Genomic DNA, 26,623 nt, shown 5'->3' on the forward strand with positions numbered 1-26,623 from the left:
TTGTCTATGGAGTGAATGTATGAATAAAAGTGTACGGTATATTAGTAATTTAACGCGTGATACTTATGCGATTATTCTCGCTGGTGGTCGTGGTTCTCGCTTGCATGAGCTGACCGACTGGCGTGCAAAGCCTGCGTTGTATTTTGGGGGTAAGTATAGAATTATCGATTTTCCTTTATCAAATTGCATTAACTCTGGCATTAGACGGGTTGGGGTGGTGACACAGTATAAATCCCATTCGTTGATCCGACATGTTACAAGGGGCTGGGGCCATTTTAAGAAGGAACTGGGTGAATCAGTTGAAATATTACCGGCATCACAGCAGACCTCAGGTAATTGGTATGAAGGCACCGCTGATGCTGTGTTTCAAAATATTGATATTATCCGCCATGAAACGACTAAGTATGTGATGATTTTATCTGGCGATCATATTTATCGCATGGATTATGCCGGTCTGTTGGCGGATCACGCTGAGTCTAATGCCGATATGACGGTTTGTTGTTTAGAAGTACCTTTAGAAGAGGCCGCTGGTGCATTCGGGGTTGTTGAGGTTGATGAAAATAATCGTATTATTGGCTTTGAAGAAAAGCCAGCACACCCAAAGCCTATTCCTGGCAAACCAGATAAATGCTTAGCATCTATGGGCAACTATGTCTTTAATACCAAGTTTTTATTTGATCAATTGAAAAAAGATTCGGTCAATGAACACTCTGAGCGCGATTTTGGTAAAGACATCATTCCCAATATTATTAAAGAGCATAAGGTGTATGCCTTTCCGTTTATCAGTGCCATTGAAGATGAGCCCGCTTATTGGCGCGATGTGGGGACATTAGAATCGTTTTTTCAGGCCAACATGGAGTTGTTGTCACCGACACCGGCGCTTAATCTTTACGATGCAAAATGGCCTATTTGGACTTATCAAGAGCAACTCCCTCCGGCTAAGTTTGTCTTTGACGATGATAATCGACGTGGAATGGCGGTAGATTCAATTATTTCTGGCGGTTGTATTATTTCCGGTGCAAAAGTAAAACGCAGCGTGTTGTTTGACGAAGTCAGAGTGTGTTCCTATTCATTAGTTAAAGACTCTGTGCTGTTACCCGATGTTGTGGTACTTAAAAACTGTAAAATCAAAAACTCTATTTTGGATCGCGGTTGTATTATTCCTGAGGGCATGGAAATTGGTTATAACCATGATCACGATAGAGCTCGCGGCTTTAGAGTATCAGAAAAAGGCATCACCTTAGTCACGCGTAAAATGCTCGGGCTCGCGGTTGGTTTTGAATAAGGAATGTTAATGAATAAAGTGCTATTAGTCGCCGCTGAAAACGATGCCTTGATTAAAGCCAAAGTCGGCGGCATGGGGGATGTTATTCGCGATCTCCCCAAGGCATTAAGTGATTGTGGAATATCTGCCGATGTCGCCATGCCTGAGTATGGCTTCTTAAAGGATTATTATTGCGCCGATAAAGTCACTGACATTGAAGTGTCTTTTGGTGGGGCAATGGAAAAGATAAGCATCTATAGGATCCCACGGCCAGAGAGTAAAGCACAGGTTTGCACAGCCAAAGGGTCTAGTGAGCAACATAGTTGGGTATATTTATTTGCCCATCCTATGTTTAATCAAGCCGACGGCAGTATTTATACTCAAGGTTCCGCTGACAGACCTTTTGCTGATGATGCAGATAAGTTTGCCTTGTTTTGTTTAGCGGTTGCCAGTGCATTAGTGCAAGGTAAACTCGGACATTATGATGTGATGCATCTACATGACTGGCATACCGCAATGATTGCGATGCTCAGGGAATGTGTGGATGATTTTGCATCATTGAAACAGATCAAGTGCATTTATACTATTCACAACCTAGCGCTGCAGGGCATAAGACCTTTAACTGGCGATAAATCGTCATTATGTCATTGGTATCCGCAATGGTTTTTTGCCAATCAACTTGATAACTTGCCCAACGGCATTGTTGACCCTAGGTATCCTAATTGTGCAAACCCGATGCGCATGGGGATTGTGTTTAGTAACAAGGTGCATGTGGTATCACCGACTTATGCTAAAGAAATATTATTAGCATCTCATCCTGAAAAAGGCTTTTATGGTGGCGAGGGGCTAGAGCAAGATTTACAGTTGAAAGCTACAAATCAGCAGCTTGTTGGCATTATTAATGGCTGTGATTATACAATTGATGATAATCATACCCAAAATACAGCCGATAGCGCTCGTTCTGAAACGCAGCAAGTATCGAAGTCTCAATCCGAAAATCTCACATTTGAAAGACTGGATTTGTTGAGCACTGCTCAGGAGGCATTGATTCAGTGGCAAAAATATAAATCAGTGGTTTCATCAACCGACTTTATCGCTAATATACGAGTCGATCAGCATATTCGTCGGTATACAAATATTGACAGCAGTTATCCGGGATTACTGGTGACCTCTGTAGGGCGATTAACGACACAAAAGGTGATGCTTTTTTTAACCAAAATAGCCAATGGTAAAACGGTATTAGATCAATTACTGATTAATCTAAAACAGCAGCAACCAGATGCTTTGTTTATGCTACTTGGCAGTGGTGATGAGCATTTATCAAATCAGCTTAAAACGATATGTGCCCAATATGCTAATAGTATCTTTTTAAATGGTTACGACGAGCAATTATCACAGCTACTGTATCAACAGGGTGAGTTATTCTTAATGCCTAGCTCATTCGAGCCCTGTGGTATTAGCCAAATGTTAGCCATGAAGCACGGTCAACCTTGTTTAGTCCATGGCGTCGGCGGGTTAAAAGATACGGTTAAACATGATGAAAATGGTTGGGTGTTTAATGGTGATGGAATTGAAATGCAGGCTAATAATTTTATCTCGCAATTTAATCAATGCTTACAAAGTTACGGCACACTTCCATGGCAACAGATTAAACAGCAAGCCAGTATGGCAAGATTTGATTGGAAAACGGTGGCTCAGGCTTATAAAGAACATTTGTATAATTGATTAATAGTTTTGCTATTAAAGCGACAAAAAAGCCATTAACACAATGTTAATGGCTTTTTTATAGACTTTGTTTTGAGAAACGTTAATGACTAAATTTAAGATTGTCATCAAGTAATATTGTTTACTTTCTCGCGCCTCTATAACCGAATAACTTATGCTTAATCACTTCTTCAGCAACAACATCCGGCAGGGCTTGTTTCCATTCATCTGATCCACGTGCCAGTTGTTTGAGGATCTCACGGGAATAAATACTAAATAGCTCAATATTACTGGTCTCTATGCCTTTGATAAAACCATTATCAACTAAATGGCGATACAGGTAACGAAGATTAGCCGGCACAGTCACATTGGATAAATCGTTTAATGCCCCTTTATCATCCAATTCTGGATAAACGAATAAACGGGTATTGTCTGGAAATAATTTACCAAAACCTTCTAAAATACCGCCCTCAAGGCCGCGATAGAATTCAACATCAAAAATTTGTTTAATGTTAATCATGCCAACAACAATGCCAATTTGTAGGTTGGTAAATTGGCGGAAGTAGGCTCTTAATGAAAAGTAACGGGTATAATCTGATACCAGCACGTTATAACCCAATAAATTTAATAGGCGAACCCGTTCAAGAATGTCTTTCTCAGACATATTCGCATCGTTACCTTGTAAATCATTTAATGATATTTCAGCGATCAAAATGGTGTTGTCTTTGTCAACGCCCTCTAATTCAGCAAAAGCCTTTTGACCTTGTTGAATCATATCAACATTAAGCTTAGTGACCGGCTTAAATGATCCGCGAATCGTCAGCACGTTTTTCTTGTAAAGCATCTCAGCGGGTACGCCAATGGTGCCATCAGGCTTAAACATCACTGCACGGGTTTTCCAACTGCGAATTAGATGGATATTTTTAGCTTTATTGTCGATGTCTTCAAAGTAAGGGCCTTGAAATTCAATCGAGTCTATTTCAACACGATTTGCTTTCATATTATCGGTTAACGAATCAATTAATTTCTTTGGATCTTCGAAGTAATAGTAGCTGCCATAAATTAAATTCACACCAATAATGCCCAGTGCATGCTGCTGGTCTTCTGCATTATCATCAAACATGCGCACATGGACCACAATATTTGATGGCTCAGCACCTGGGTACATTTGCACTCTAACACCACACCATGCATGGCATTCATTGTCTTTATTGAAGCTTTTAGCTGCCACAGTGGCGGCATAACTGAAGTAACGTGATGAGCGTGAGCGTACATCGGCAACACGTTCAACCACTAAGTCATACTCTTGCTCCATCATGGCAAGTACACGGCTTTTACTGACATAGCGGCCATTTTGCTGTACGCCATAAATCGCATCGGAAAACTTCATGTCATAGGCAGACATGGTTTTAGCAATAGTGCCTGCCGCGGCTCCAGCAACGAAAAAATTACGCGCCACCTCTTGGCCTGCGCCAATTTCAACTATGGTGCCGTATTTCTTATCATCCAAATTAAGTCTAAGGGCTTTTTCTTTGGTACTGCGAGAACTGACTTTCTTGTCCATATTACTTCCGAACTGAATAATAAATTTGCTGACTAATCATAGTGTAAATCACACATTTTTTAAATGCTTTGAATACGTGTTCATACAATTAAAGTTAATTCAATAATGATACTACAGCAGGCTATAGTTGAATCTAGGCTTGGCAAAACAACAAGGGCCGAATTAATCAGCCCCTGTAGTTTGTACTTTAATATGTATTGCTAATGATTTATTGGCGATAATCTTCTAAAAAGTGGCCAAACTCCTGCAATGCTTTGGTGAGATCTTCTTTATGAGGTAAAAAAACCACCCGTAAATGATCAGGTTCTGGCCAATTAAATGCGGTACCTTGCACCAGTAAAATCTTCTTTCGCTTGAGTAATTCAAGCACTAAACGCTCATCATCGCGTAAATTAAACTTTTTCATATCTAATTTGGGAAAAGCGTACAGAGCACCTTTAGGTTTTTTACAACTGACACCCGGTATTGAATTTAATAATTCATAACAAGCATCACGCTGCACTGTTAGCCGACCCTTAGGCAAAATAAGTTCATTGATAGATTGATATCCCCCTAATGCCGTTTGAATTGCATGTTGATTCGGCACGTTAGAGCATAACCGCATTGAAGCTAGCATTTCTAAGCCTTCAATATAGCTTTTAGCCGCTTTTAAATTACCGGTTAGCATCATCCAGCCCACTCGAAACCCAGCGGCTCGATACGCTTTTGATAGGCCATTAAAGGTCACAGTTAAAATATCATCTGATAATGAAGCCGCGTGAACATGTTGCGCTTCATCATAGAGAATTTTGTCGTAAATCTCATCGGAAAACAAAATCAAATCGTGTTGACGACAAAGTTCAATAACTTGTTGTATCAATTCGCGCGAATACACAGCACCAGTTGGATTATTAGGATTGATTAACACAATACCGCGGGTGCGAGGACTGATCTTACTTTTCATATCCTCAATATCAGGAAACCAATCTGCTTCTTCATCACATCGATAATGTACCGCTTTACCGCCAGACAAGTGAGTTGCCGCCGTCCATAATGGATAATCCGGTGACGGGATCAACATTTCATCACCTGGGTTGAGTAAACCTTGCATCGCCATCACAATCAGTTCCGATGCGCCATTACCGATATAGATATCTTCAATATCAACGCCAAAAATACCCTGAGATTGATAATGTTGAACGATAGCTTTACGGGCAGAGAATAATCCTTTTGATTCACAGTAACCTTGAGCACTGGGCAGGTTTAAAATCACATCACGAACAATTTCTTCAGGCGCTTCAAATCCGAATGGTGCAGGGTTGCCAATATTCAGTTTTAATATCCGGTGTCCTTCATCTTCTAAACGGCGGGCTTCTTTGTGTACAGGTCCACGAATGTCGTAACACACAGTATCTAATTTATTCGATTTGATGATTGGACGCATACTACTCTCTATAAAATACTACTAAGTAAGCGAACCATAACGAATTTATAAAGAGAGTGGAAGTGTCAAAATGAGATTTTAATAAAGATTTTTAGTGAATAATTCTAATTGACTGGCTAAAATTAGCGTTTATATCTTATTTTATGGGGCAGGGAATAAGTATTTTAGTTTTTTATGCTACTTCAAAACAAAAAAGCCAGCAATTAAGCTGGCTTTTAGACAATTTACAAGATGTGATTAAACACGTTTCTTGAATTCGCCTGTACGGGTATCAATCTCAATTTTATCGCCAACTTTTACGAAATCAGCAACAGTAACCGTACCACCACCAGTAATGGTAGCTGGCTTCATTACTTTACCTGAAGTATCACCGCGAGCAGATGGCTCGGTGTAAGTGACTTCACGTACTATATGAACAGGTAATTCAACAGAGATAGCTTTGTCGTTATAGAAAGTCACTTGACACTGATCTTCCATACCGTCAACGATGTATGCAGCTGCATCACCTAAATTATCAGCTTCAACGTCGTACTGATTGAATTCTTCATCCATAAATACATACATAGGATCAGCAAAGTAAGAATAAGTACAATCTAGACGCTCTAAAATAATATCGTCTAACTTATCTTCACCTTTAAAGGTTTGTTCAGTACCAGACTCAAGCAACAAGTTTTTCAGTTTTAGCTTAACAATTGCAGCGTTACGGCCAGAACGAGTTGTCTCAGTTTTTTGAACAACCCATGGGCTGCCATCTAACATGATCACGTTGCCAGGACGGATTTCATGAGCAGTTTTCATTACATTATTTCCTATAATTTATCGATTTCTTATTTCGAGCAGTATCTTAGCGACTTTTCACGAATTGAACTAGTCGCGAAGCAAGATCTGCATCATTTAATGCTGTCATTGGCCATTTTTTAGCATGCTGTAATAAAGGCAAATGATTAAATTCGAGTTTTTGCCAATGATTGACGGTGTCAATTTGATCGCCTTGGTTGAACGACAAGTTCAATTCACACCAAGACTTGGCTAAATCAGGCGCTAGATTATCGCAGTAAACTTGCATAAAAGCTTGTAATTTTATCAGGTGATAATCATCTTCTTGTGGATATATATGCCAAATAAATGGTTTTGAAGCCCATTGCGCCCTTAAAAAGGAGTCTTCTCCACGGACAATGTTAAAATCACAGCTCCATAACAGTTGATCATAACCTTGTTGATCTGTCATCGGTAAAATGTGCAGCGTCACCGAATCAAGCAGAATTTGCTGACCTGCGACTAACTCATTTACATGACAAGGTAATAAAGCACTGAGACTATTTAAGCTTCTGCCTTTTGGAATAAGTAAGTGAATTGGCGTCGTCGATGCCTGCCAATGCTTAATAAGTGCGGGGAGGGCGTTTGTTTCATAACTAAATACTGAAATGACAATATGGTGCGCTTCAATGCCACTGAGGCCGAGTTTGTCGAATAATGCCAGTTTATTGCTATTATCATTTTGCCAGTTATCGCGCTGAACAAATAAATCTTGTTCGCATATTAATCCGCCGGTTTTGACACTAAAACCGGGGAAATAAAAATGCTTGATTAAACCGGATAGTTGAGTCGAGGGTAAACCATGGCAACCTTCAACCCAGTCTTCAGCGGATAAATATTCTAAATTCAGCCAAACAGGGATTTGGTCTAAATGTGTGTGTTTTAGTTGGGTAAGCGTATTTGTAACTGATGAAGGTAATTCACAGGCAAAAGCTTCGATTAACACTGAGCCTGCAATAAAGCTTATTTCCGTGGCTTTATTCCAATGAATAATATTAACGCCAGCAAACTGTTGTTGGTTAAGTTGAGGATTTAATGCCGGTAAAATATGTGAGAAACTGTTTAAATCATCCACCCATAAATTGACCTGAATACTGTATTCAGCAGCAAGCTGTTTGGCTAATCGCCAAGTGACGCCTATATCCCCATAGTTATCTACCACTACACAGAAAATATCCCAGTGTTTAGCATAGGTTGTGTTTGTTAAGTGAGCAGGGGTGACTTGAGTGTTCAATGTAGTTTTCATCCAAATTGCTAACGAGAGATGAATTGATCTAGTTTAACTTTAATTTTAAGCATGCGCTTGTGACAACTAGCCGCTATTCGTTCAATTACTTTATTGGGCTCAAATTTAAAGTGAGTGATTTTTTGCTTAGCTTTATGCCAGTAAATAATCGCCACGCGTCTGTTAGTGTAGCTTTTATTTGGTTTTTTAAAGGCATCCCTAAAGTAATAACTTAAGGATCGTCTGCCCCTGATCCCTGCATAGAAGTAATCTTGATCAATTGTGCCCAGTCTGAATTGCAGAATAACCTCTGACAGCATATTTAAATGCTGTAATGCTCGTGGAACACGGTGACCTACTGCGTATATTTTCAAAACAGTTAATGCTTGTTCAAACCTTTGTACATGCAATTTATCGGCAATAGACAGTGGATCATATATTACCGTTAGCGGGGTTTTACAGCCTTTACCGTCCAGTGTTTTCATATCACTTATGCGACTATCTTGGGCATTGGTTACAATAGGGTCCCAAGGGGCAATTGATTTGCAATAAGTACTTTGCGGCATCATCAATAAGGCTTTATCCAAGTCTAATCTGTCTGCATGTAAGCTAAGGGCAAACCCGCCTAAACTTGTGCCATAACCTACTTTACTTGGAAACATGGCAATGGCGTGTTTAAGCTTATCTAAGTATGAGATAAACATTTCACTGTCAAAGTAATTGCCTTCACCGATATGATTAAAGGCAATAATATTCAGTTTACGATTAGCGAAGTAATCAAAGCTCCACACTGGCGCATCAGTAGCGACATCGATATTGGGTATGCTTTGACAGACAGGAGGAAACGTAATCATTATAGGTTGATTAACATCGAATATATGGTATTTCACCACCACGTTATCAATAATTTCCCGCGTCTCAATATTCAGCTTTAGCATAAAGTACCGCTTTAGTGTACATAGTAAAAAAGCGGCTAAGGCCGCTTTTTAGTGAAGATTTATTCTAGACTTTATAATAGAGGCTGTTTATCAATAAGCTGCTATTTAATGGTCTTTAAGGATTTAGTCTTCTAATTCAGCTAAACACATTTCTTCATAGATTTGTTTAACCCATGCATCAACACGTTCTTCCGTTAATTCTGGCTGACGGTCTTCATCAATGCCTAAACCGACAAAGTGATCATCATCTGCTAAACCTTTAGATGCTTCAAAGTTATAACTTGCAGTAGGCCAGTTGCCAATAATAATGCCGCCACGGGCTTCTACTATGTCTCGAACCATGCCCATAGCATCTAAGAAATACTCAGCATAATCTTCTTGGTCGCCACAACCAAAAATAGCGATTAACTTATCGTTAAAGTCAATTTGCTCAAGTTCAGGGAAAAAATCATCCCAGTCACATTGTGCTTCACCGTAGTACCAGGTTGGAATGCCGAATAGTAATAAATCATATTCTGCAATTTGCTCTTTGGTGCTTTTGGCGATGTCTTTAACATCGATCATTTGCTTGCCCAGTTTTTTCTGGATCATTTTGGCGACAGCTTCGGTATTACCTGTGTCGCTACCGAAAAATAGACCTACAGTTGCCATGGGGTATCCTTTCAATATCAATTTCGCTTAGTGCGATGTTCAAATAACGAATCAGTTGTCGATTTGCTGTTGCAGAATATGTTCGATTAACTGGCTACGACTAATGTTACTGGCCAAAGCTTGTTGGTTCAAGGCGTCATATAAATCTTGTGACACCTTTAACTCTATCCGCTTTAAACCGTTAGCGCGATCACGCTGAATTTGGTTACGCTTGTTGATCTTCAGTTGCTGTTCACGATTTAATGGATTACTTCTAGGTCTTCCACGCCGTCTTTCGCTGTCAAAAAGATCAATGGTTGTTCTGTCTGCTGTTTCTTTTGCCATGTCTCTTATTAACCAATACCTGAGCCTTCCCAGGTCATTTGAATAATGCCTTTTGCCACAAAACCTGCACAGCCTAAAAATAATACGCTCCATACAACATAACGTCCAAATTTTGGTACGTTGCCTTGCTTTAGCACATCGCTTATAGCCATGCCGATAAAAAAGAAAATTGCTGCAAAAAAGAAATTTAAGCCAAAGGTTTCAATTTGTTCCATATATTGATTGAGCATACTTTACCTTTACTAACTTCTTTAGATTGCAAAAAAGAGGCGCGAATATATCACATCAGAGTCACAACGGCTATCTGTCACAGTGTAAATGGTGTAAAAATAGCCATGATTTTAACGTAAAAAATTTGCCACTATCCGATTAAATATTTCAGGCTTTTGCGCATGCAACCAATGACCTGCGCCATTGATTGTTTTTGCACTCACCTGTGGAAATTGCGCAACGATAGCATCGCGATGTTCCGCCATGACATAGTTAGACTCATCACCACGAATAAACAAACAAGGTTTATCGTAATGCAGTGGACGATGATCATCGGTTAACTGCCAGCCAATAATACGGTCGTAACAGTTAATTAGCCCAGTTAAGTTCATCTTCCATTCAAAGCCGTCATCTGTTCTTTGTAAATTTTTCAGTAAAAACTGGGCAGTGCCTTCATCAATGCCGGAATTGATTAAATGCACCAATGCGGTTTTGCGATTGGTATCTTTATCTAACACTAATGAACTTAGGCCAGCAAACACCGTTTGATGGCGAGGTTGATATGTCACTGGGGCAATATCAGCGACCACAAGACTGTTAACGCGCTCTGGATACAATAGGGCAGTCGCCATAGCGATTTTTCCGCCCATGGAATGACCCACTATTTTAACTGAGTTAAATCCTAACTCATCTATCAATGCAATGATTGCCTTAGCTAGGCTGGGGTAATCCATTGTCGACCAATGCTCACTTAGGCCATGATTAGGCAAGTCAACTCGAACGACTTGAAAATCATTTTCAAGTGACGTGCCTAAAGACTTTAAGTTATCTAAATTTCCAAACAAACCGTGAATTAAAATGACCGGCTCACCAGCGCCTGAGATGACGTAATGCATGTTGTTACCTAAGGTGTGACTTTAATTGCGGCAAATTTTGCGCGATACCCGTGTTCAAATCAAGTATTGTTGCTCAGCAAAACGGTAAGTTGGAAGACATTTTTAGTTAAAGGAGTGTTTTAAGGTGAATTTATATCAATTATTTGATTTTGGGCTTTATTCTTAGCAGAGCCTTAGCTTAAACTGGGACGATAAGCGATCGCATTTGATCAAAAATAATAATTAAATAAGCTCAGTATTGCCAAACGTGGATATCGCAGTCCAGATGTTTTGGTTATACCTTCAACATGCAAAAGGATGATTGAAATGAAATACATTGAAATTGATGAAGAACTTTATCGTTTTATTGCCAGTAAAACTGAAAGAATTGGCGAAAGCGCTTCTGAAATTTTGCGTCGTTTATTGGATCTTCCAGTCGAGTCTGTCACAGATCAGCGCCCAGAATCAATTAGTCAGCCAGGCTTAGATGCGCTTGATGCCAATACAAGAGATGCGTTATTTAATAAAGCCAAAACAATCGTTGAGCAATTAGTTAACCATCGTGCACAAACTCGCACAGAACCTGCTTTAGCAGTTGCACCTACTGCTATTGAATCTCATCAGGTAAAAGCTGAAAATCCTGCCACCGCAGACATTCCTCTTGCAATTGCTGAAACCCAGACTCATTCGAGTAGAAACGCACAAAAAATTGATTTTAATACCGTGGTTAATGAGCACTTAATTGCACAACAAAAGGGCGCTGTGGGACGGTTCATGTTTTTGCTCGACGCATTAGCGGTTCAAGCGGGTAAAGACTTTGAGCAAGTATTACAAATCCAAGGAAAAGGGCGTTTATATTTTGCTCAATCTAAACAAGCGTTATTAGATGCCAGCCAATCCGCTAACCCAAAAGAAATTGGCCAAAGTGGCTATTGGGTTACAACCAATAATAATACTGCAAAGAAACAAACTATTTTATCAGAAGTGTTAGTTCATTTAGGGTGTGACGCCATTAAAGCATCGACCATAGCGCAATATATTTAACCTCAATCAAAGGAGAATGACGTGGCCATACATGAGCGTGCAGGGACGTTAGCATTGCAATCGGATTTAGTGAATATTCCTAAATTAATGAGTTATTACTACCGGATGATCCCCAATGTTGCCGATGTGCAACAAAAGGTGACTTTTGGTACGTCTGGCCATAGAGGCAGTGCATTCAATTGCAGTTTTAATCAAATTCATATTTGGGCGATTACACAAGCTGTGATTGATTATCGACAGTCGGCTAATATTACCGGCCCTATGATTGTGGGTTATGACACTCATGCGTTATCTTATGCAGCGTTTATGTCGGTTGTAGAAGTGTTAACCGCCAACCAGGTTAAAGTACTTATCCAAGCTAATGATGGTTTTACGCCTACACCTGTTGTTTCACAGGCAATAATTTGTGCTAATGCTTCAGCTAAAGGCTCTGCTCACTTAACTGACGGATTAATCATTACCCCTTCGCATAATCCGCCACAGGATGGTGGGATTAAATATAATCCGCCCCATGGTGGGCCTGCCGAAGGCGCAATTACTAAAATTATTGAAGATAAAGCCAATGCTTATTTAACCCAACAACTCAGTGGCGTTAAAAAAGTAAATTTTGGGGCAGCGTTAGCATCGGGTTGGCTACAAGAGGTTGATTTTATTGCACCCTATGTTGACTCTTTAGCTGATGTAATTGATTTTGATGCTATTAGAAAAGCAAATTTGCGTTTGGGCGTAGATCCTTTAGGCGGCTCTGGCATTTATTACTGGCAACATATTGCTAGAAAGTATGATTTAGATATCACCTTGGTCAATGAAAAGGTCGATCCTACATTCAGCTTTATGACATTAGATAAAGACGGCAAAATTCGTATGGACTGCTCATCGCCTTACGCCATGGCTGGGTTACTTGCACACAGTGAAAACTATGATTTATGTGTAGGAAACGATCCAGATTATGATCGTCATGGCATTGTTTGCCCAGGCTTTGGCTTGATGAACCCAAACCACTATTTAGCCGTTGCCATTGATTATTTAATTAGCCACCGTCCGCAGTGGTCTGAAAAACTGTCTATTGGTAAAACACTAGTGTCCAGTGCCATGATAGACCGCGTATGTGCAAGTTTGAACCGAACTTGCTTAGAAGTGCCGGTTGGATTTAAATGGTTTGTCGATGGCTTAGCCAATAACACCATCGCCTTTGGTGGTGAAGAAAGTGCCGGTGCAGCATTCTTAAAGCGTGACGGCAGCACTTGGTGTACTGACAAAGATGGCTTTATCTTAGCGCTACTGGCCCTTGAAATTACTGCTGTGACGGGCAAAACACCCGCACAACGTTATCAGGAATTAACGGCTCAATTTGGTGAAAGTTTTTACACTCGAATAGATAGCCCAATTAGTCTCAAGAAAAAAGTAAAGTTTGAATTGTTAAACAGTGACAGCTTTACCGATACTGTATTAGCCGGTGAGCCGATAACGGCAATACTGTCCCATGCACCAGGTAATAATGCGGCAATCGGCGGTATTAAAGTGACCACAGAAAATGGTTGGTTTGCGGCGCGTCCATCAGGCACTGAGGCGTTATTCAAAATATATGCTGAAAGTTTTATCAGTCAGCAGCATTTGGACAATATCATTACTCAAGCGCAACAAATGATTGATAACGCCCTAAAAGGCTAACCCCTTCAGCATCATAATAGTTAAATAAAATGACATCACTAAACGCACTCTGAAGAGTGCGTTTTTATTTACACATTTTATGCAATGAATTTATTTTTTCATTTTCCATAAAATACCTGCCACGATAGCCACTAACAAAATTGCTGGCGCCATTTGCTCAAAGTGATGGAATAAGCCCGGTGCACTATGGCCTTCATGAGCAAAGGCTGCCCCAGAAAACACCATCAGAGACATTGCTGCGCTCAATACTACAGAGTTAAATTTTATCATTGCCAATTCCTTATACTACTTGTGTGAGTGTTTTTTATTTTTATCAATTTTAGTCAGAAAATCAGTGTTTAAGTGTCCATCTCTAATTGCATCAACATCATGTCTTCACCATCAATAATTTGCGTATCTGCTGAGCCACAATGTGGACATAAAACCGTTCGCTGCGATTGTTCTGACTGTTTTTCGCACTGATGGCACTGTATGATCAGTGGTTGGATCTGCATGTTCAATAGCGCATTTGCGCACAGGCTATCCAGTTTAAAGGTCATAAAAGCTTGTTCTAATAAGCAAGGTTCCACGCCACTTAATATGCCAACTTTAATGTCAACTCGCACAATTGAGTTGGCTTTGTGCTGTTTTGCCAATGCTTCACATTGTTCAATCAATGCCATCACAATCGAATATTCGTGCATCAGCAAATCCTTGGCAGAAGTTCCCCATGGGGCAAATCTAAATAACGATGGCTACCCCAAGGTGTTGTTAATACAACTCTGGTTGGGTGCGCTTCTACCACATGGCCAATAATACAAGCCTGCTCACAGTGCCCGTAACGTTGCAGTATTTCTACCGCACCTAAAGCAATATCTTGTGGTAGGGCAATCACAAAGGTGCCTTCGTTAGCTAAGTCATAGGGTTCAAAACCAAATAACTCACACAGTCCTTTCACTTCATCTGCAACAGGGATGTCCTTTTCTATTAAATCAATTCCGACATTAGAAGCTTTAGCCCATTCATTTAATACCGCGGCAATACCGCCACGGGTAGCATCCCGCATGGCATGAAGAGTGACATTTGCTGCAATTAATTGTTCAACCACTGGCCACAGAGTGGCGCAATCACTGGTTAAGTCAGACTCAAGTTCAAGCCCTTCACGGGCCATTAAAATAGCTGCGCCGTGCCTGCCAATATCTCGTGAGACAATAATGGCATCTCCTGGTTGTACATTTTTAGCTGAAATATCAGTTATTAACATTCTGCCAATGCCGGTGGTATTGATAAATAGACCATCAGCACATCCTTTAGGCACCACTTTAGTGTCACCGCAGACAATTCTTGCACCGGACTGATGCAGTTCATCGGCCATGCTTTGGACAATTTTTTTCAAATCAGTAATTAAAAAACCTTCTTCGATGATAAAACTGCAACTGAGATATTCAGGTTGCGCCGCCATCATGGCTAAGTCATTTACCGTACCTGCTATGGCAAGTTTACCAATATTGCCACCAGCAAAAAAAAGCGGTGATACGGTAAAAGAATCTGTGGTGAACGCCACTGGCCCACAAAGGTTAAGTTTGGCGGCATCCTCTTCGGCGCACAGGATAGGGTTAGCAAATGCACTAAAGAAAATGGATTTGATCAACTGATCCATTTCTTTTCCGCCTCCACCATGGCTCAGTTGTATCGTTTGGTTAGCAATATTACCCATTCAGAATGTCTCCATAACGATAGTAAGCATTACACGCACCTTCGGAGCTCACCATACAACTGCCAAGAGGTGTTTCAGGGGTACAACCGCGGCCGAATACTTTGCACTCTTTAGGACCAGCAAGTCCCCGTAATATATCTGCGCACTGACAGGCTTTATGATCGTCAATGGGTTCAGTGGACAAAATAGATTTAAAATGATGCTCTGCGTCTCGTCGTTGATACTCAGGCTTTAATTGCAACGCTGATTTAGCAATCGGCCCCAGTCCTCGCCATCTAAACTCATCTCTGGGTTCAAAATAGCGATTAACCAGTTGCTGTGCATGAATATTGCCGTCAAAACTGACCGAGCGAGTGTATTGCACCTCAAGTTTTGGCTGTTTAGCCACTTTCTGTTTGACGATTGATAATATAGATTGCATCACATCAACCGGTTCAAACCCCGATACCACAACAGGGGTATGATATTGATCCACTGCAGCTTGATAGATTTTCGCACCCGAAATAACACTGACATGGGCTGGACCAATGAAGGCATTAACCTTAGATTTTTTTTCAGTCATTACGGCATCAATAGCCGGTGGGACAAGTACATGGTTGATGTGAAATAGCAGATTGTTGACGGTTTGTTTTTCAGCCTGTTCAATTAACGCTGCAGTCATTGGGGTCGAGGTTTCAAATCCAATGGCAAAAAAGACCACCGTTTTATCTGGGTTATCTTCTGCAATTTTTAGTGTATCCAGTGGATCATAGATGGCTCTAATATCGCAACCCTTAGCGCGATGATTAGCCAGACTACCTGTAGAGCCTGGTACCCTAATCATATCGCCTAAACTGACTAATATCACATTAGGCTCATTCGCTAAGGCAATGGCATGATCAATCCGCTCTTTAGGCATCACGCAAACAGGGCAGCCAGGGCCATGAATAAATTTGATGTTATCGGGCAACAGTTGCAATAAACCGTATTTCATAATGGTGTGGGTATGACCGCCACACACTTCCATGATATTAATGGGTTCATCGACGAGTTCAGCGAGTCGTTTAATCTCTGCGGCTAAAGAATGAATCGTCGCAGGGTCTCGAAAGCCTTGATACAAGTCTTTAAGCTTCATATTATTCACCGTGCTCATTCATTGATGCGACAATTTCTTGGTATAACACCAAGCTTTGTTGCGCATCGTGATGATCAATTTTATTCATCACAAAACCAATATGAATAAGCACATAATCGCCTATTGAGAGAGGCTCAGACATTAGATGGCTGCTGACTCGCCGTTTAACCCCCATAGTATCGACCGTGACACTTGCATCATCATGAATTTCAACAACTTGTGAAGGCACAGATAGGCACATGGCTAGACCTCCTCAATATTAGTTGTGAGCTTAGGTGCTAGGGTCTGGTTTTGGTCTAAACCTTGTTTTATAACCGAGTGTAGACTTAAATTTTTCATGTGTTCGGCAGCTAACCAGTTAACTAAAGGAGTAAATGAGTTAGGCTCTTTAATCGATAGCTGCATTAATTCAACATGGGGATTAAGCTTATAAAGTTCAGTTTTTGCCTGTTCAATATCAAAATCGAAATAGGGCAGCAAATCAGTTTTGGTGATCACCACTAAATCAGCTTTTCTGAACATAACTGGATATTTTTCAATTTTATCATCACCTTCAGGCACTGATAGCAACACAATATTTTTGTGGGTACCCACATCATAGCTAGCCGGACAAACAAGGTTGCCGACGTTTTCAACAAAACAAATATTCAATGATTCAAGATCAACATGATGTAAGGCCCCATGCACCATAAACGCATCTAAATGACAAGCCGAACCGGTTTGAATTTGATACGCCGCAATACCCTGAGCGATTAATCTGTCTGCATCTCGAGAGGTTTCTAAATCACCTTCAATAACGGCATATTGTAATGGGGAGTAATGATGTAAATGCTCCAGCAATGCTGTTTTGCCACTGCCTGGGCTACTCATGATATTAAATGCAGTCACTTGATGTTGATTGAAGTGATCTCGATTGTGATGCGCCTCAATATCGTTTTTATCGAGAATTTTGTGGATCACAGACAAGGTTTTCTTATCATTCAATTGAGGATTAGTTTTCAATGAATGATCGTGATGAGTATGGGTAATAGAACAACCGCAATCCTGGCACATATACTTTCCTAACGAGATGTTGATAGAATAATTCTGCGCCAGAATGGATATGAAAACTTTGATGAATATCAGTTTTGGGAAAATGTTTAACTGTTAACAAAACGTTAATTCAGTTTTGCGACACGGGTCTCATTTTATTCACCCTGTTTTGTCTCACTTTTATTTTGATAACAGTGTAATGCATACCAAAGTTGGCCTAATGCGATACCGCCATCATTTATTGGCACCAGTTTAGGAGACAACACAAGATGATTGTCAGTTTCTGCATCGGTTAAACAATGGCTCAATAAGTGTTTATTTTGAAAAACACCGCCGCTCAATACCATGGGATATTGAGGATACTCTTGCGCAATATGTTTAATTGAATCGGCGATCGCCCTGATAAATTGATTGCAGATTTTGGGGATATATACTTTCGCAGGGTCTTTGGTATGACAAATTATCTCAATGATATCTTTAAACAATTCTTGGCTTTGCCAAATAATAATATCCGCTTGTGGTAAAGCTTTTATGGATAACAAACTGACTTGTTCGGTATCTACATTAGCACTGCCTATCACTGATGAATCTCGCGCTTCAATAATAGTTGCAGCCGTTAATGACATGGCTTTGGCCGCCTGCGCCTCGATTAACATTCCGGCTTGACCTTCAAATTCATTTAACTCAATAAGCCCAAGTGCGACAGCAAGTGCATCAAATATTCTGCCCACTGCTCGACAGGGAATACAGTGACTGTTGTTAAGCCATAATCGATGTAGATTATTAAGTTCAATAAGTGACAAGCGTTTAATCGCCGGAATTGGCATTTGGCTAATCTGGGTCACTGTGTATGAATCAAATAACAATGCCAACAATATGCGAACTGGCTGCTTGATGGCTTGTTCACCGCCAATCAACTTAAACTCACTAAAATGGGCGAGTGTCGTAAATGTATTCACATCAGCTAGCATCACCTCGCTGCCCCAAAGAATACCTTTGTCACCTAAGCCTGTGCCATCAAAACTAAAACCAATTACTTTATGCCGATATTGGTTAGCGGCCATTACCGCAAGAATATGAGCATAATGATGTTGGGTCGATAATGGCGTCACACCATAATGTTGGGCAATAAAGCGATTTGCCCATTGGCTGGGAGCATATTCGGGGTGGTTGTCGTTAATAATGCACTTGGGACTAAAGTGATAAAGTCGTTTGAATGTCGTTAAGTTATCTTCAAAATACTGCTCTGCTTCAAGACTGAATAAATCACCAATATGTGGCGATAAAATCATATTACGATTAAACGCCAATGCAATAGTGTTTTTTTGTTGCGCTCCAACGGCGAGTGTAGGCTCAAAATTTGAGGGTTCTAATCCATGGGCAAGGGTGAGTGGAGCATAACCTCTGGCAAGTCGTATCACTTGTAATTGGTCATTAATCACCTGTACCACGCTGTCGTCACACGCATTGGCGATAGGGCGGTTATGGTCAACAATGGCATCGACTACATGACCTAATTGGCTAATAATACCTTCCAGACTGCAAATAATAGGTTCGCCACTGCGATTAGCACTAGTTGCCACGATAGGCTTGTTAAATTGTTGGAGTAATAGGTGATGCAAAGGCGTGTAGGGTAAAAATATCCCGATGCGATCTATCCCGGGTGCAACACTTTTTGCTAAAACGGGTCTGGCATCTTTAGACGGTTGTCGATCTAACAAGTCGGGATTGACTAATGCTTCTAACGAACGAGTCATTTTTGCAAGTAAAGTAATGGGTTTTTCAGCGCTGTCTACAACTTGCCATTCAACGTCAGTACCTACCGCCAAATGTTTAGCTTGCTCAAGATTAGCAGCCATAACCGCTAAGGGTTTAGCGGGGCGATGTTTACGTTTTCTTAGGGTGATTACCGCGGCGTCATTGGTAGCATCGCAAACTAAATGAAATCCCCCTAATCCTTTTAATGCCACTATTTTACCTTGATTGAGTAAGGTTACCGTTTGGGTTATCACCTCGGTTGATTGGCAATTCACTTGGACATTATCGACATATAAACTTAGTTGTGGTCCACAATGATTACAGCTAACGGGTTGTGCATGGTAACGTCTATCAAAAGGGTCATGGTAGGCTTTAGCACATTGTTCACACATATCAAAGTCAGCCATGGACGTGAAATGACGGTCATAGGGTAGATGTTTAATAATCGTATAGCGCGGCCCGCAATTGGTGCAGTTGGTAAACGGATAAAGATAGTGGCGATTGTGTTTATCTTGCATCTCAGTTAAGCAATCCGCGCAAGTGCTTTTATCTGCAGACACCGCCACTATGGCCTGGGAATCGCTAGTCTCACTTTGTAAAATATTAAAATGATCAAATGTCGTGCTGATAGGTTCCTCAACAAAGACTAGCTCATCTATTCTTGCCAGTGGCGGTGGCGAGGATTGCAACCTAGCAATAAACAAGTCTATTTTAGCCGACTCACCTTGTAGGACAATCTCAACCCCTTGGTTGTCATTGAGTACCGTTCCCGCAAGTTTGAGCTCATCTGCAAGGCGATACACGAATGGCCTGAAACCCACACCTTGGACAATGCCTTTGGCCATTAAGCGTTTTTGGCACATCAAAGTGGTAGTTTTTGGGGCCATTAGACAGCCCCACCACGTCGGCGTATGGGCAGTAATAAGCCACCGACAGCAATATTGACACCGTCTAAATCCATCTGAGAATCAACCACTAATGTAAAATTATTAGCGAGCCTTAACTGTATTTGACGCACTAAAGGGGGATAGCTAAACTCGCTGCCCGCTAACACTAATTGATTGATACCTATATTTTGATCCAAATGCGCTAACCAATTACTCAAATAATCAGCGAAAGAATCAAAAAATCCATAAGCAAGTTTGGCTTTATCTTGTTCACCGGCAATTCTAAAACTCATCAAAGTACCGAGTGTTTTACACCAATTAAGACTTCTTACGGCTTCTCCTTTAACTAATTGGAAGTCAATTCTCGGGGCGTTACTGCCTTGATAGCATTGTGCAAGGCTGATGATGCCATCGAGTAATTGTTGTGTAACTGAGTGCGGCGAGTTTTCATTGATAGGACATCCGACAATAATTGCCGCCATAGGCAATAAACCACTTAAGTTAGCGTTTTGCTGCGGTAGCTTAAGGTCAAGTAAACGCAAATAACTTTGAGGGAATTGTTGTTTAAATTTGTTGAATAAAGGGGCTTGTTTACTGGAGATAATTTGATGACATATTTCATAACCGTTTTCAGGTATCGCGGCAAATTCGAAAAAACATTCAGCTTTACTTTGGCCATCTAAAGTGAAAATTTGACTTTTATGCTGCTGGCTAAAATACAATACCGCGGCATTTTTGGGTTTATCAGGCCTATTTGCCAGCCCTGCGAGTAGAGATCGATAGCCTAAATGTTGATCATTTTCTGATAAAGCTGTTGCCATCTGTTCAGCATTGGCGGCTAAGTCTTCTTGGCTATTAATACTGTGGCTTAAAAAGAGTGTTTTAAGGTGATCTTGGCTATTTGACTGGTCTGTTGCGGTGAATTGTTTATTACCGTCATTAAAAACAGCATGATCATGCAAGCAAGGCTGTAAAATATCAATGCTGATAGCCTCTGTTGTCTGTTGTATTGTTATCCATTGATGATTAACTCGTGCTAAGCGTAATGGCTTGTTTACTTCTGCATGTTTAGCTTGTAAGCGTTTTTTATCGGCAGTGGGGGAGATATAAACCCAATTAATGCCTTTTTGTCTTAATCGTTCACAAATGACTTGCAGTAGTCGGTTATAAGCAAATTGCACATCATATCGAATCGCATGACTGCAGTTTTCTGACTCGGTTTGTTTATCACAACTGACCAGTGTCAAGATAGGTTTTTCAATACTGGATAAAGCCAATACCTGATAATCATTTACTAAAAACTGAGCATTTAAGGTATTTGGGTTACAAATCAAAATATGCGGTCTTAAGGTAAGGTGCTCTGACAGCGACTCACTAGTTGAATTTTTTAACGGTTCATCTATTGAGAGAATTAATTTCTCGCTTAAGAGCGGTAATTCACCTTGAATTAGCAGTGTATCGACCATAGTGCGGATATCATTTGCTGTCAGGCCTTGTTGAACTGCTGTGAGTTTAGTTTCACCATGGCAGTGAGCACATAACAGGTTAAGCTCTCCAAACTGTTGGCTTTGATTATCGCCAAAAATAGGCTGGCAATGTTGGCAATATAACAGTGGCGCTGATGATAGTGGGGCTGTTGATAATGATTTAAGTGCTTCCACGGGGGGGAATTGTTTGTTGTGTATTCGTTTAATCTGAGTATCAACTAACCATACCGATAGGAGAAAATTTGCTGCAATTTCATCGGCAAGGCTTTCTAATTCTGTTTGTAGTGCACAAGCTTCAATTATGTAATGTGTTAGCTGTTTATCATCCTTTACGATACCGAAGCTAATGTCGAATTCAGTGCGTAACGTAAAATATTGGCAAAGATATGCGTAAAGCGGCACAGGTTTAAGGCAAACAAACTCAAACTGAATGAGGTACTTCATAGCTGACTCCACGTTTATATGCATCGGGGATGACATCTTCAATTTTAATGGATTGTTGCTGAACAGCGGTAATTCCAAACTCATCTAAAAAACCCAGTAGGGTTTTTTCCATCACAGGAATAGCGGCGATCAAAGAAGGTGTTAACCCTAATGTCATCGGTTCTATTACCGTTGGAATAACACCTAATACTTGAGTTGCAGGGCGATCGCCGACCATATCCATCATGGTTAATGTTTGTAACATTTCTACTTCATGTGCGCTGCCTTGCCAGTCAATTTCAGCAGGGGCATGGTCGAAATCAAAAAAGAATACATCGCCTGCTTTGGCTTCTGAACTATTGACAGTGTCGACCACAATGAGTTGATCATACTGACAAATCAATGGGATTAAACTTTGTGCTAGGGTACCGCCATCAATTAAATCTATTTGATGGGAAAGGTGATTAAATTGATATTTATCTTTGATGTAATTGACAAAATGTACGCCGATACCTTCATCGGCGTACAACACATTGCCAATACCCAATATGAGTATTTTTTTCATGGGTTTTAATGATCCTTGTGATAATCATAGCCCGATACAATGGAGTCTACAGAGTTATGTCTAAAGCGTATGCCAGACCACACCGCCATATAAACATGGATAACAACGAATATAATAAATGCCCACATTAAATAATGGTGTATGACTCGAACGTACGCTAATCCTCCCATTTGCGCTGTGATCCATGCCGAGATTTCCCAAAGTGCACCTCCCAAACCTTGGTGATAGACATTGGCGTACAGGACTAAACCCGTAATACAGATAAGCAAAGCAACAAAAGATATGGCTACATAGGTCATAAACTGTAATGGGCCATAAACGCCTGCTTTATTCAGTTTGCCCATCCATAAGTAAGATTTTAATTGGCTAATCCAACTCGATACACTTAAGACGTCTTTAAATGAGCGTCTTTCAATATTATGCCGACTGAAAAAGAACAAATAAAAGCGTGCTAGGGTAATTGCCGTTAATGCAAAACCAAAAATGATATGTGCAAAACGGATCCAACCTTGAACCAATACATCAGATGTGCCAGGCGCGACTAGAAATGGCCATGCCAAATAAAACCCGCTGATCACCAATATCAGTATCGATAATGCCCTTAGCCAATGAAATATTCGAATGGCTGGAGTAAAAATGTAGTGCCTTGTATGGGTTGCTTGATGTTGCATAAGTCATCCCTCCATATTGAATTCACTCAAGATTAAAACCCATTAGGATCAATTTTAAATTGGCCTAAGGTTTGTTTTTTGTAATCCATCACATGCACTGAACACGCCATACAGGGGTCAAATGAGTGAATAATACGAATAACTTCTAATGGCTTAGTAGGATCTTCAAGTGTTAAGCCGATTAATGAAGCCTCATAAGGTCCCATTTTTCCGTTAGCATCAACTGGTCCCGCATTCCAGGTGGTTGGCACTACCGCTTGATAGTTTTCTACCTTGCCATTCTTAACTCTTATCCAATGGCTGAGCATTCCCCTAGGAGCCTCATTCATGGCATGACCCACATATTCTTTATCAACGTCAATTTGTGGCGTTATGTAGGTAGCTTCATCGCTTTTAAGATTAGTCACTAACGCGTCAAAGGTTTTTAAACTGGCTTGACCTACTAATACTGTTTGCAGCATTCGAGCTGCGGTGCGACCTAAGGTGGTAAACAGCGCATCAATTGGCAAACCTGTTGCAGTTAATAAACCATTAACGGCATCAACAACAATTTGGTTACCTTTGGCATAGTTCACTAATAAGCAAGCAAGTGGGCCTACTTCAATTGGTTCATCTTGGTAGCGTGGTGATTTAACCCAGGAATATTTACCGTCACCATCTAAAGTTGGTAACTTGCCATACACTGTGTCTCTTTCGACAAAACCTGTGTAATCTGGCACCGTTGTACCGTCATAGGGATGCTGCGCGCCATCAGCTTTATACCAAGCGTGAGTCACGTCTTCTTTGATTAAATCGGGGTTAATATCAGTCACGTTTGCCAAGTCGCCATGCATTATTACGCCTTGCTCAAATAAAAACTGACCATCTCCCATTAAAAAGTCATTTGTACACAGAAAGCTTTTCACATTTACGCCACCTAACACACTAGGTTCAGCACCAAATGCCTCAGCTGCCATCACTATGTCTGCTTGATAAGCGCGTTCAATAAAATCTTGCACAATGGCATGCTTCTGTTTCCACTCTTGCAAACGGGCCGGGCTCAACATGTCGCGAACAGAGGTTACCCCGCCAACCACCAATGATTGTGGGTGAGGGGATTTTCCACCAAAAATAGCCAACATTTCGGCAGCAACTCGTTGTACTTCTAGAGCTTTTAAATAGTGTGATAAGGCAATTAAGTTTTGTTCAGGGCTAAAACGGTAAGTGCTATTGCCCCAATAGGCATTGGCAAACGGGCCTAACTTACCAGTATCAACCAAGCCTTTTACTCTTTCTTGTACAGCCCTTAATTCTCCTTCGCCTGTCGCGATGGGTTTGTCTGTATATTTTAGTGAGTCCTGCGCCGCTTTAGCGGGGTCAGCACCTAATGCCGATACTACATCAACCCAGTCTAAGCCATGTAAGTGATAAAAATGGACGATATGATCGTGCATATATAATGAAGATTGCATCAGACTTCTAAGGTATTTAGCATTAATAGGAATCGTCATTCCTAAAGCATTTTCCACCGCTTCGGTACCACAGCGATAATGTGAATATGTACACACACCACAAATACGCTGCACGATTAAGCCGACGTCCATCGGCGTGCGGCCTTTTAAGATAACTTCTATACCACGCCATAAAGTTGATGATGACCAAGCCTTTGTGATGACATTGTTTTCATCGACTTCAACTTCTACTCGCAAGTGACCTTCAATGCGGGTGATAGGGTCGATAACTACGCGTTTGTTCATGATTAATCCTCCAATGGCTTAGCAAATACACTAGCAACAGCATGGGCACCGATCCCGACAACCGTTGCACCTAGTATGACTGCGCCAATGGTGTCTGCCGTAGCATCAATACCGTGTAAAAGTTGACGCCCTAATGGTTTTTCAAAATCTGCCATATCATCCCAGAAGTTGGGTTCAGAACAGCCCATACAACCATGACCTGCGAGTACTGGCCAACTAGTATGGTGATTGAATCTTTCTGTTGGACAGTTGTTGTAAGTGTATGGACCTTTACAGCCTACTTTATATAAGCAATAGCCATCTTTAGCTGCTTGATCGCCAAATGTTTCAACAAACTCACCGGCATCAAAGCGCCCACGTCGTTCACAGTTGTCATGTACGCGGGCACCATAAGCCCACTTTGGTCGATTAAACATATCTAAAGCTGGGAGTTTGCCAAACATGATGAAGTACATTAATGTGCCGACGATATTTTTTTCACTTGGCGGACAGCCCCCAAGATTAATAACTGTTTTATCAACAACTTCATGTACGCCTTTTGCACCAGTTGGATTCGGGTATGCGGCTTGCACGCCACCAAATGCTGCACATGTACCCACAGAGATGATAGCAGCAGCACCTTCAGCAGCTTCTTTTACTATGTGTAATCCGGTGTGTCCTTTACAACCTACAGTCAAATAGGCGCCATTATTAGCGGTAGGAATAGCGCCTTCAACGGCTAAAAGGTAGCGTCCTTTGTATTCTTTAAGTGCATTTTCAAGATTCTCTTCCGCTTGCCACCCAGAAGCTGCCATCAAGGTTTCATGGTATTCCAATGAAATATGGTCAAAAATCAAGGTATCTAAATTAGGGGTATCTGCACGAATAAGCGATTCGGAGCAACCAGTACATTCCGCCATGTGTAACCAAATTAACGGTACTCTGTCTGCTAATTCCGCGGCTTCTGCGACTAAGGTACTGAACGGGAGTGGCAATGCCAGCATAGCCGCCATAGCCGCACTCCACTTTATAAAATCTCGGCGAGAGATGCCATTATCGGCCATCTTCTGTTCTAAACTAACAGGCTGTCTAGGTGCTAGTGCACGTAAATAATCAAGACGCTGTTTGCCTTGTTCATATAGAGCTGCATGAGTATCCATAAAGTAACCTTCTTAATGTCAGAGTTTTGCATATCCTCACGGTAACTATATGGCGCGCTAATGATGGCCAACTTGATTTAAATCAAGGCTTAAATAGAAATTGTAAATAAGTTAACAGATAATTGTTAATAGTTTGATCTAGATCGATTAATTGATTTTTACTGCGACATTTTGACCCTACAACCGAAATAGTGAGGATACGATCACGCTTTGAAGTGACACTGAGAGTGATTATGGGCTAAGCAATTTTATGAATTAAAGCAATATAGAAAGTGCTCTTCAATAGGCTGGCAATCATATTGTCTCTATTAACTTTACATCATGTATAAGCTTAACAACTTGTTCATTAATGGCTTTTTAAGTAGGCTTGTTGTGTGTTTATTCAATTATATCGTGTGGAGGCATT

At 40.8% G+C, this 26,623-nt stretch carries 25 protein-coding genes; 4 read left to right on the forward strand and 21 right to left on the reverse strand.

What is annotated here, in order from left to right; genetic code table 11:
- Positions 1-19 precede the first annotated feature (19 nt).
- Together glgC and FJ709_RS09455 are read left to right on the forward strand one after the other, a co-directional pair.
- Entirely contained in the window at positions 20-1,285 is a 1,266-nt protein-coding gene (gene glgC / locus FJ709_RS09450; protein ID WP_226415708.1) for a glucose-1-phosphate adenylyltransferase, read from the forward strand.
- Positions 1,286-1,294: 9 nt separating this feature from the next.
- Entirely contained in the window at positions 1,295-2,989 is a 1,695-nt protein-coding gene (locus FJ709_RS09455; protein WP_226415709.1) for a glycogen synthase, read from the forward strand.
- Between the two features lie 121 nt (positions 2,990-3,110).
- Here FJ709_RS09455 and FJ709_RS09460 read toward each other — a convergent pair whose 3' ends face one another.
- The 9 genes from FJ709_RS09460 to FJ709_RS09500 all read right to left on the reverse strand — a co-directional run bounded on the left by FJ709_RS09460 (position 3,111) and on the right by FJ709_RS09500 (position 11,015).
- A complete protein-coding gene (locus tag FJ709_RS09460; protein ID WP_226415711.1) occupies positions 3,111-4,532 on the reverse strand; it encodes a TonB-dependent receptor in 1,422 nt (473 codons plus the stop codon).
- Between the two features lie 208 nt (positions 4,533-4,740).
- Positions 4,741-5,955, reverse strand: a complete 1,215-nt coding sequence (locus FJ709_RS09465) for a pyridoxal phosphate-dependent aminotransferase (RefSeq protein ID WP_226415713.1) — start codon at positions 5,953-5,955, stop codon at positions 4,741-4,743.
- A gap of 237 nt (positions 5,956-6,192) precedes the next feature.
- Positions 6,193-6,753, reverse strand: a complete 561-nt coding sequence (gene efp, locus FJ709_RS09470) for an elongation factor P (protein ID WP_226415715.1) — start codon at positions 6,751-6,753, stop codon at positions 6,193-6,195.
- A 46-nt stretch (positions 6,754-6,799) separates the two neighbouring features.
- Entirely contained in the window at positions 6,800-8,017 is a 1,218-nt protein-coding gene (gene earP / locus FJ709_RS09475) for an elongation factor P maturation arginine rhamnosyltransferase EarP (protein WP_226415717.1), read from the reverse strand.
- A gap of 8 nt (positions 8,018-8,025) precedes the next feature.
- The gene (locus FJ709_RS09480; RefSeq protein WP_226415719.1) at positions 8,026-8,934 is read right to left on the reverse strand and encodes a hypothetical protein; all 909 of its coding nucleotides are present in this window, start codon (positions 8,932-8,934) and stop codon (positions 8,026-8,028) included.
- Between the two features lie 123 nt (positions 8,935-9,057).
- Positions 9,058-9,585, reverse strand: a complete 528-nt coding sequence (gene fldA, locus FJ709_RS09485; RefSeq protein WP_226415720.1) for a flavodoxin FldA — start codon at positions 9,583-9,585, stop codon at positions 9,058-9,060.
- A gap of 51 nt (positions 9,586-9,636) precedes the next feature.
- A complete protein-coding gene (gene ybfE, locus FJ709_RS09490; protein ID WP_226415722.1) occupies positions 9,637-9,909 on the reverse strand; it encodes a LexA regulated protein in 273 nt (90 codons plus the stop codon).
- 8 nt (positions 9,910-9,917) lie between these two features.
- On the reverse strand, positions 9,918-10,139 hold the full coding sequence (locus FJ709_RS09495) for a DUF2788 domain-containing protein (RefSeq protein ID WP_226415723.1): 222 nt from the start codon (positions 10,137-10,139) through the stop codon (positions 9,918-9,920).
- Between the two features lie 111 nt (positions 10,140-10,250).
- Positions 10,251-11,015 (reverse strand): alpha/beta fold hydrolase, encoded by a 765-nt coding sequence (locus tag FJ709_RS09500; RefSeq protein ID WP_226415725.1) that lies wholly within the window; start codon positions 11,013-11,015, stop codon positions 10,251-10,253.
- A gap of 306 nt (positions 11,016-11,321) precedes the next feature.
- Between FJ709_RS09500 and seqA the strand changes: the two genes are divergently transcribed.
- Both seqA and pgm read left to right on the forward strand, forming a co-directional pair.
- The gene (gene seqA, locus FJ709_RS09505) at positions 11,322-12,038 is read left to right on the forward strand and encodes a replication initiation negative regulator SeqA (protein ID WP_226415727.1); all 717 of its coding nucleotides are present in this window, start codon (positions 11,322-11,324) and stop codon (positions 12,036-12,038) included.
- Between the two features lie 21 nt (positions 12,039-12,059).
- Positions 12,060-13,709: a phosphoglucomutase (alpha-D-glucose-1,6-bisphosphate-dependent) gene (pgm, locus tag FJ709_RS09510; RefSeq protein ID WP_226415729.1), complete on the forward strand. Its 1,650-nt coding sequence runs from the start codon at positions 12,060-12,062 to the stop codon at positions 13,707-13,709.
- 90 nt (positions 13,710-13,799) lie between these two features.
- Here the strand turns inward: pgm and FJ709_RS09515 are convergent, their stop codons facing one another.
- The 12 genes from FJ709_RS09515 to hyaA all read right to left on the reverse strand — a co-directional run bounded on the left by FJ709_RS09515 (position 13,800) and on the right by hyaA (position 26,217).
- Entirely contained in the window at positions 13,800-13,979 is a 180-nt protein-coding gene (locus tag FJ709_RS09515; protein WP_226416074.1) for a hypothetical protein, read from the reverse strand.
- 68 nt (positions 13,980-14,047) lie between these two features.
- Positions 14,048-14,392 (reverse strand): hydrogenase maturation nickel metallochaperone HypA/HybF, encoded by a 345-nt coding sequence (locus tag FJ709_RS09520; RefSeq protein WP_226415730.1) that lies wholly within the window; start codon positions 14,390-14,392, stop codon positions 14,048-14,050.
- The gene (gene hypE / locus FJ709_RS09525; RefSeq protein WP_226415732.1) at positions 14,392-15,405 is read right to left on the reverse strand and encodes a hydrogenase expression/formation protein HypE; all 1,014 of its coding nucleotides are present in this window, start codon (positions 15,403-15,405) and stop codon (positions 14,392-14,394) included. Before hypE ends, FJ709_RS09520 begins: the two co-directional genes overlap by 1 nt.
- Positions 15,398-16,519: a hydrogenase formation protein HypD gene (hypD, locus tag FJ709_RS09530; RefSeq protein WP_226415734.1), complete on the reverse strand. Its 1,122-nt coding sequence runs from the start codon at positions 16,517-16,519 to the stop codon at positions 15,398-15,400. Before hypD ends, hypE begins: the two co-directional genes overlap by 8 nt.
- 1 nt (position 16,520) lies before the next feature.
- Positions 16,521-16,760, reverse strand: a complete 240-nt coding sequence (locus FJ709_RS09535; protein ID WP_226415735.1) for a HypC/HybG/HupF family hydrogenase formation chaperone — start codon at positions 16,758-16,760, stop codon at positions 16,521-16,523.
- Positions 16,761-16,762: 2 nt separating this feature from the next.
- Positions 16,763-17,572 carry a hydrogenase nickel incorporation protein HypB gene (hypB, locus tag FJ709_RS09540; protein WP_226415737.1) on the reverse strand — a complete coding sequence of 270 codons (810 nt, stop codon included), beginning with the start codon at positions 17,570-17,572 and terminating at the stop codon, positions 16,763-16,765.
- A gap of 134 nt (positions 17,573-17,706) precedes the next feature.
- Positions 17,707-20,196: a carbamoyltransferase HypF gene (gene hypF / locus FJ709_RS09545; RefSeq protein ID WP_226415739.1), complete on the reverse strand. Its 2,490-nt coding sequence runs from the start codon at positions 20,194-20,196 to the stop codon at positions 17,707-17,709.
- Positions 20,196-22,127 carry a NiFe hydrogenase gene (locus FJ709_RS09550; protein WP_226415740.1) on the reverse strand — a complete coding sequence of 644 codons (1,932 nt, stop codon included), beginning with the start codon at positions 22,125-22,127 and terminating at the stop codon, positions 20,196-20,198. Before FJ709_RS09550 ends, hypF begins: the two co-directional genes overlap by 1 nt.
- Entirely contained in the window at positions 22,105-22,671 is a 567-nt protein-coding gene (locus tag FJ709_RS09555; protein WP_226415741.1) for a HyaD/HybD family hydrogenase maturation endopeptidase, read from the reverse strand. The genes FJ709_RS09550 and FJ709_RS09555 overlap by 23 nt, the downstream gene beginning before the upstream one ends.
- A gap of 5 nt (positions 22,672-22,676) precedes the next feature.
- Positions 22,677-23,342, reverse strand: coding sequence for a Ni/Fe-hydrogenase, b-type cytochrome subunit (gene cybH, locus FJ709_RS09560; RefSeq protein ID WP_226415742.1), 666 nt, complete (start codon positions 23,340-23,342; stop codon positions 22,677-22,679).
- 32 nt (positions 23,343-23,374) lie between these two features.
- Positions 23,375-25,078, reverse strand: coding sequence for a nickel-dependent hydrogenase large subunit (gene hyaB / locus FJ709_RS09565; RefSeq protein WP_226415743.1), 1,704 nt, complete (start codon positions 25,076-25,078; stop codon positions 23,375-23,377).
- 2 nt (positions 25,079-25,080) lie between these two features.
- Positions 25,081-26,217 carry a nickel-dependent hydrogenase small subunit gene (gene hyaA, locus FJ709_RS09570; RefSeq protein WP_226415744.1) on the reverse strand — a complete coding sequence of 379 codons (1,137 nt, stop codon included), beginning with the start codon at positions 26,215-26,217 and terminating at the stop codon, positions 25,081-25,083.
- Between the last annotated feature and the right edge of the window lie 406 nt (positions 26,218-26,623).

This window comes from Shewanella glacialimarina (genome assembly GCF_020511155.1).
GTDB lineage: Bacteria > Pseudomonadota > Gammaproteobacteria > Enterobacterales > Shewanellaceae > Shewanella > Shewanella glacialimarina.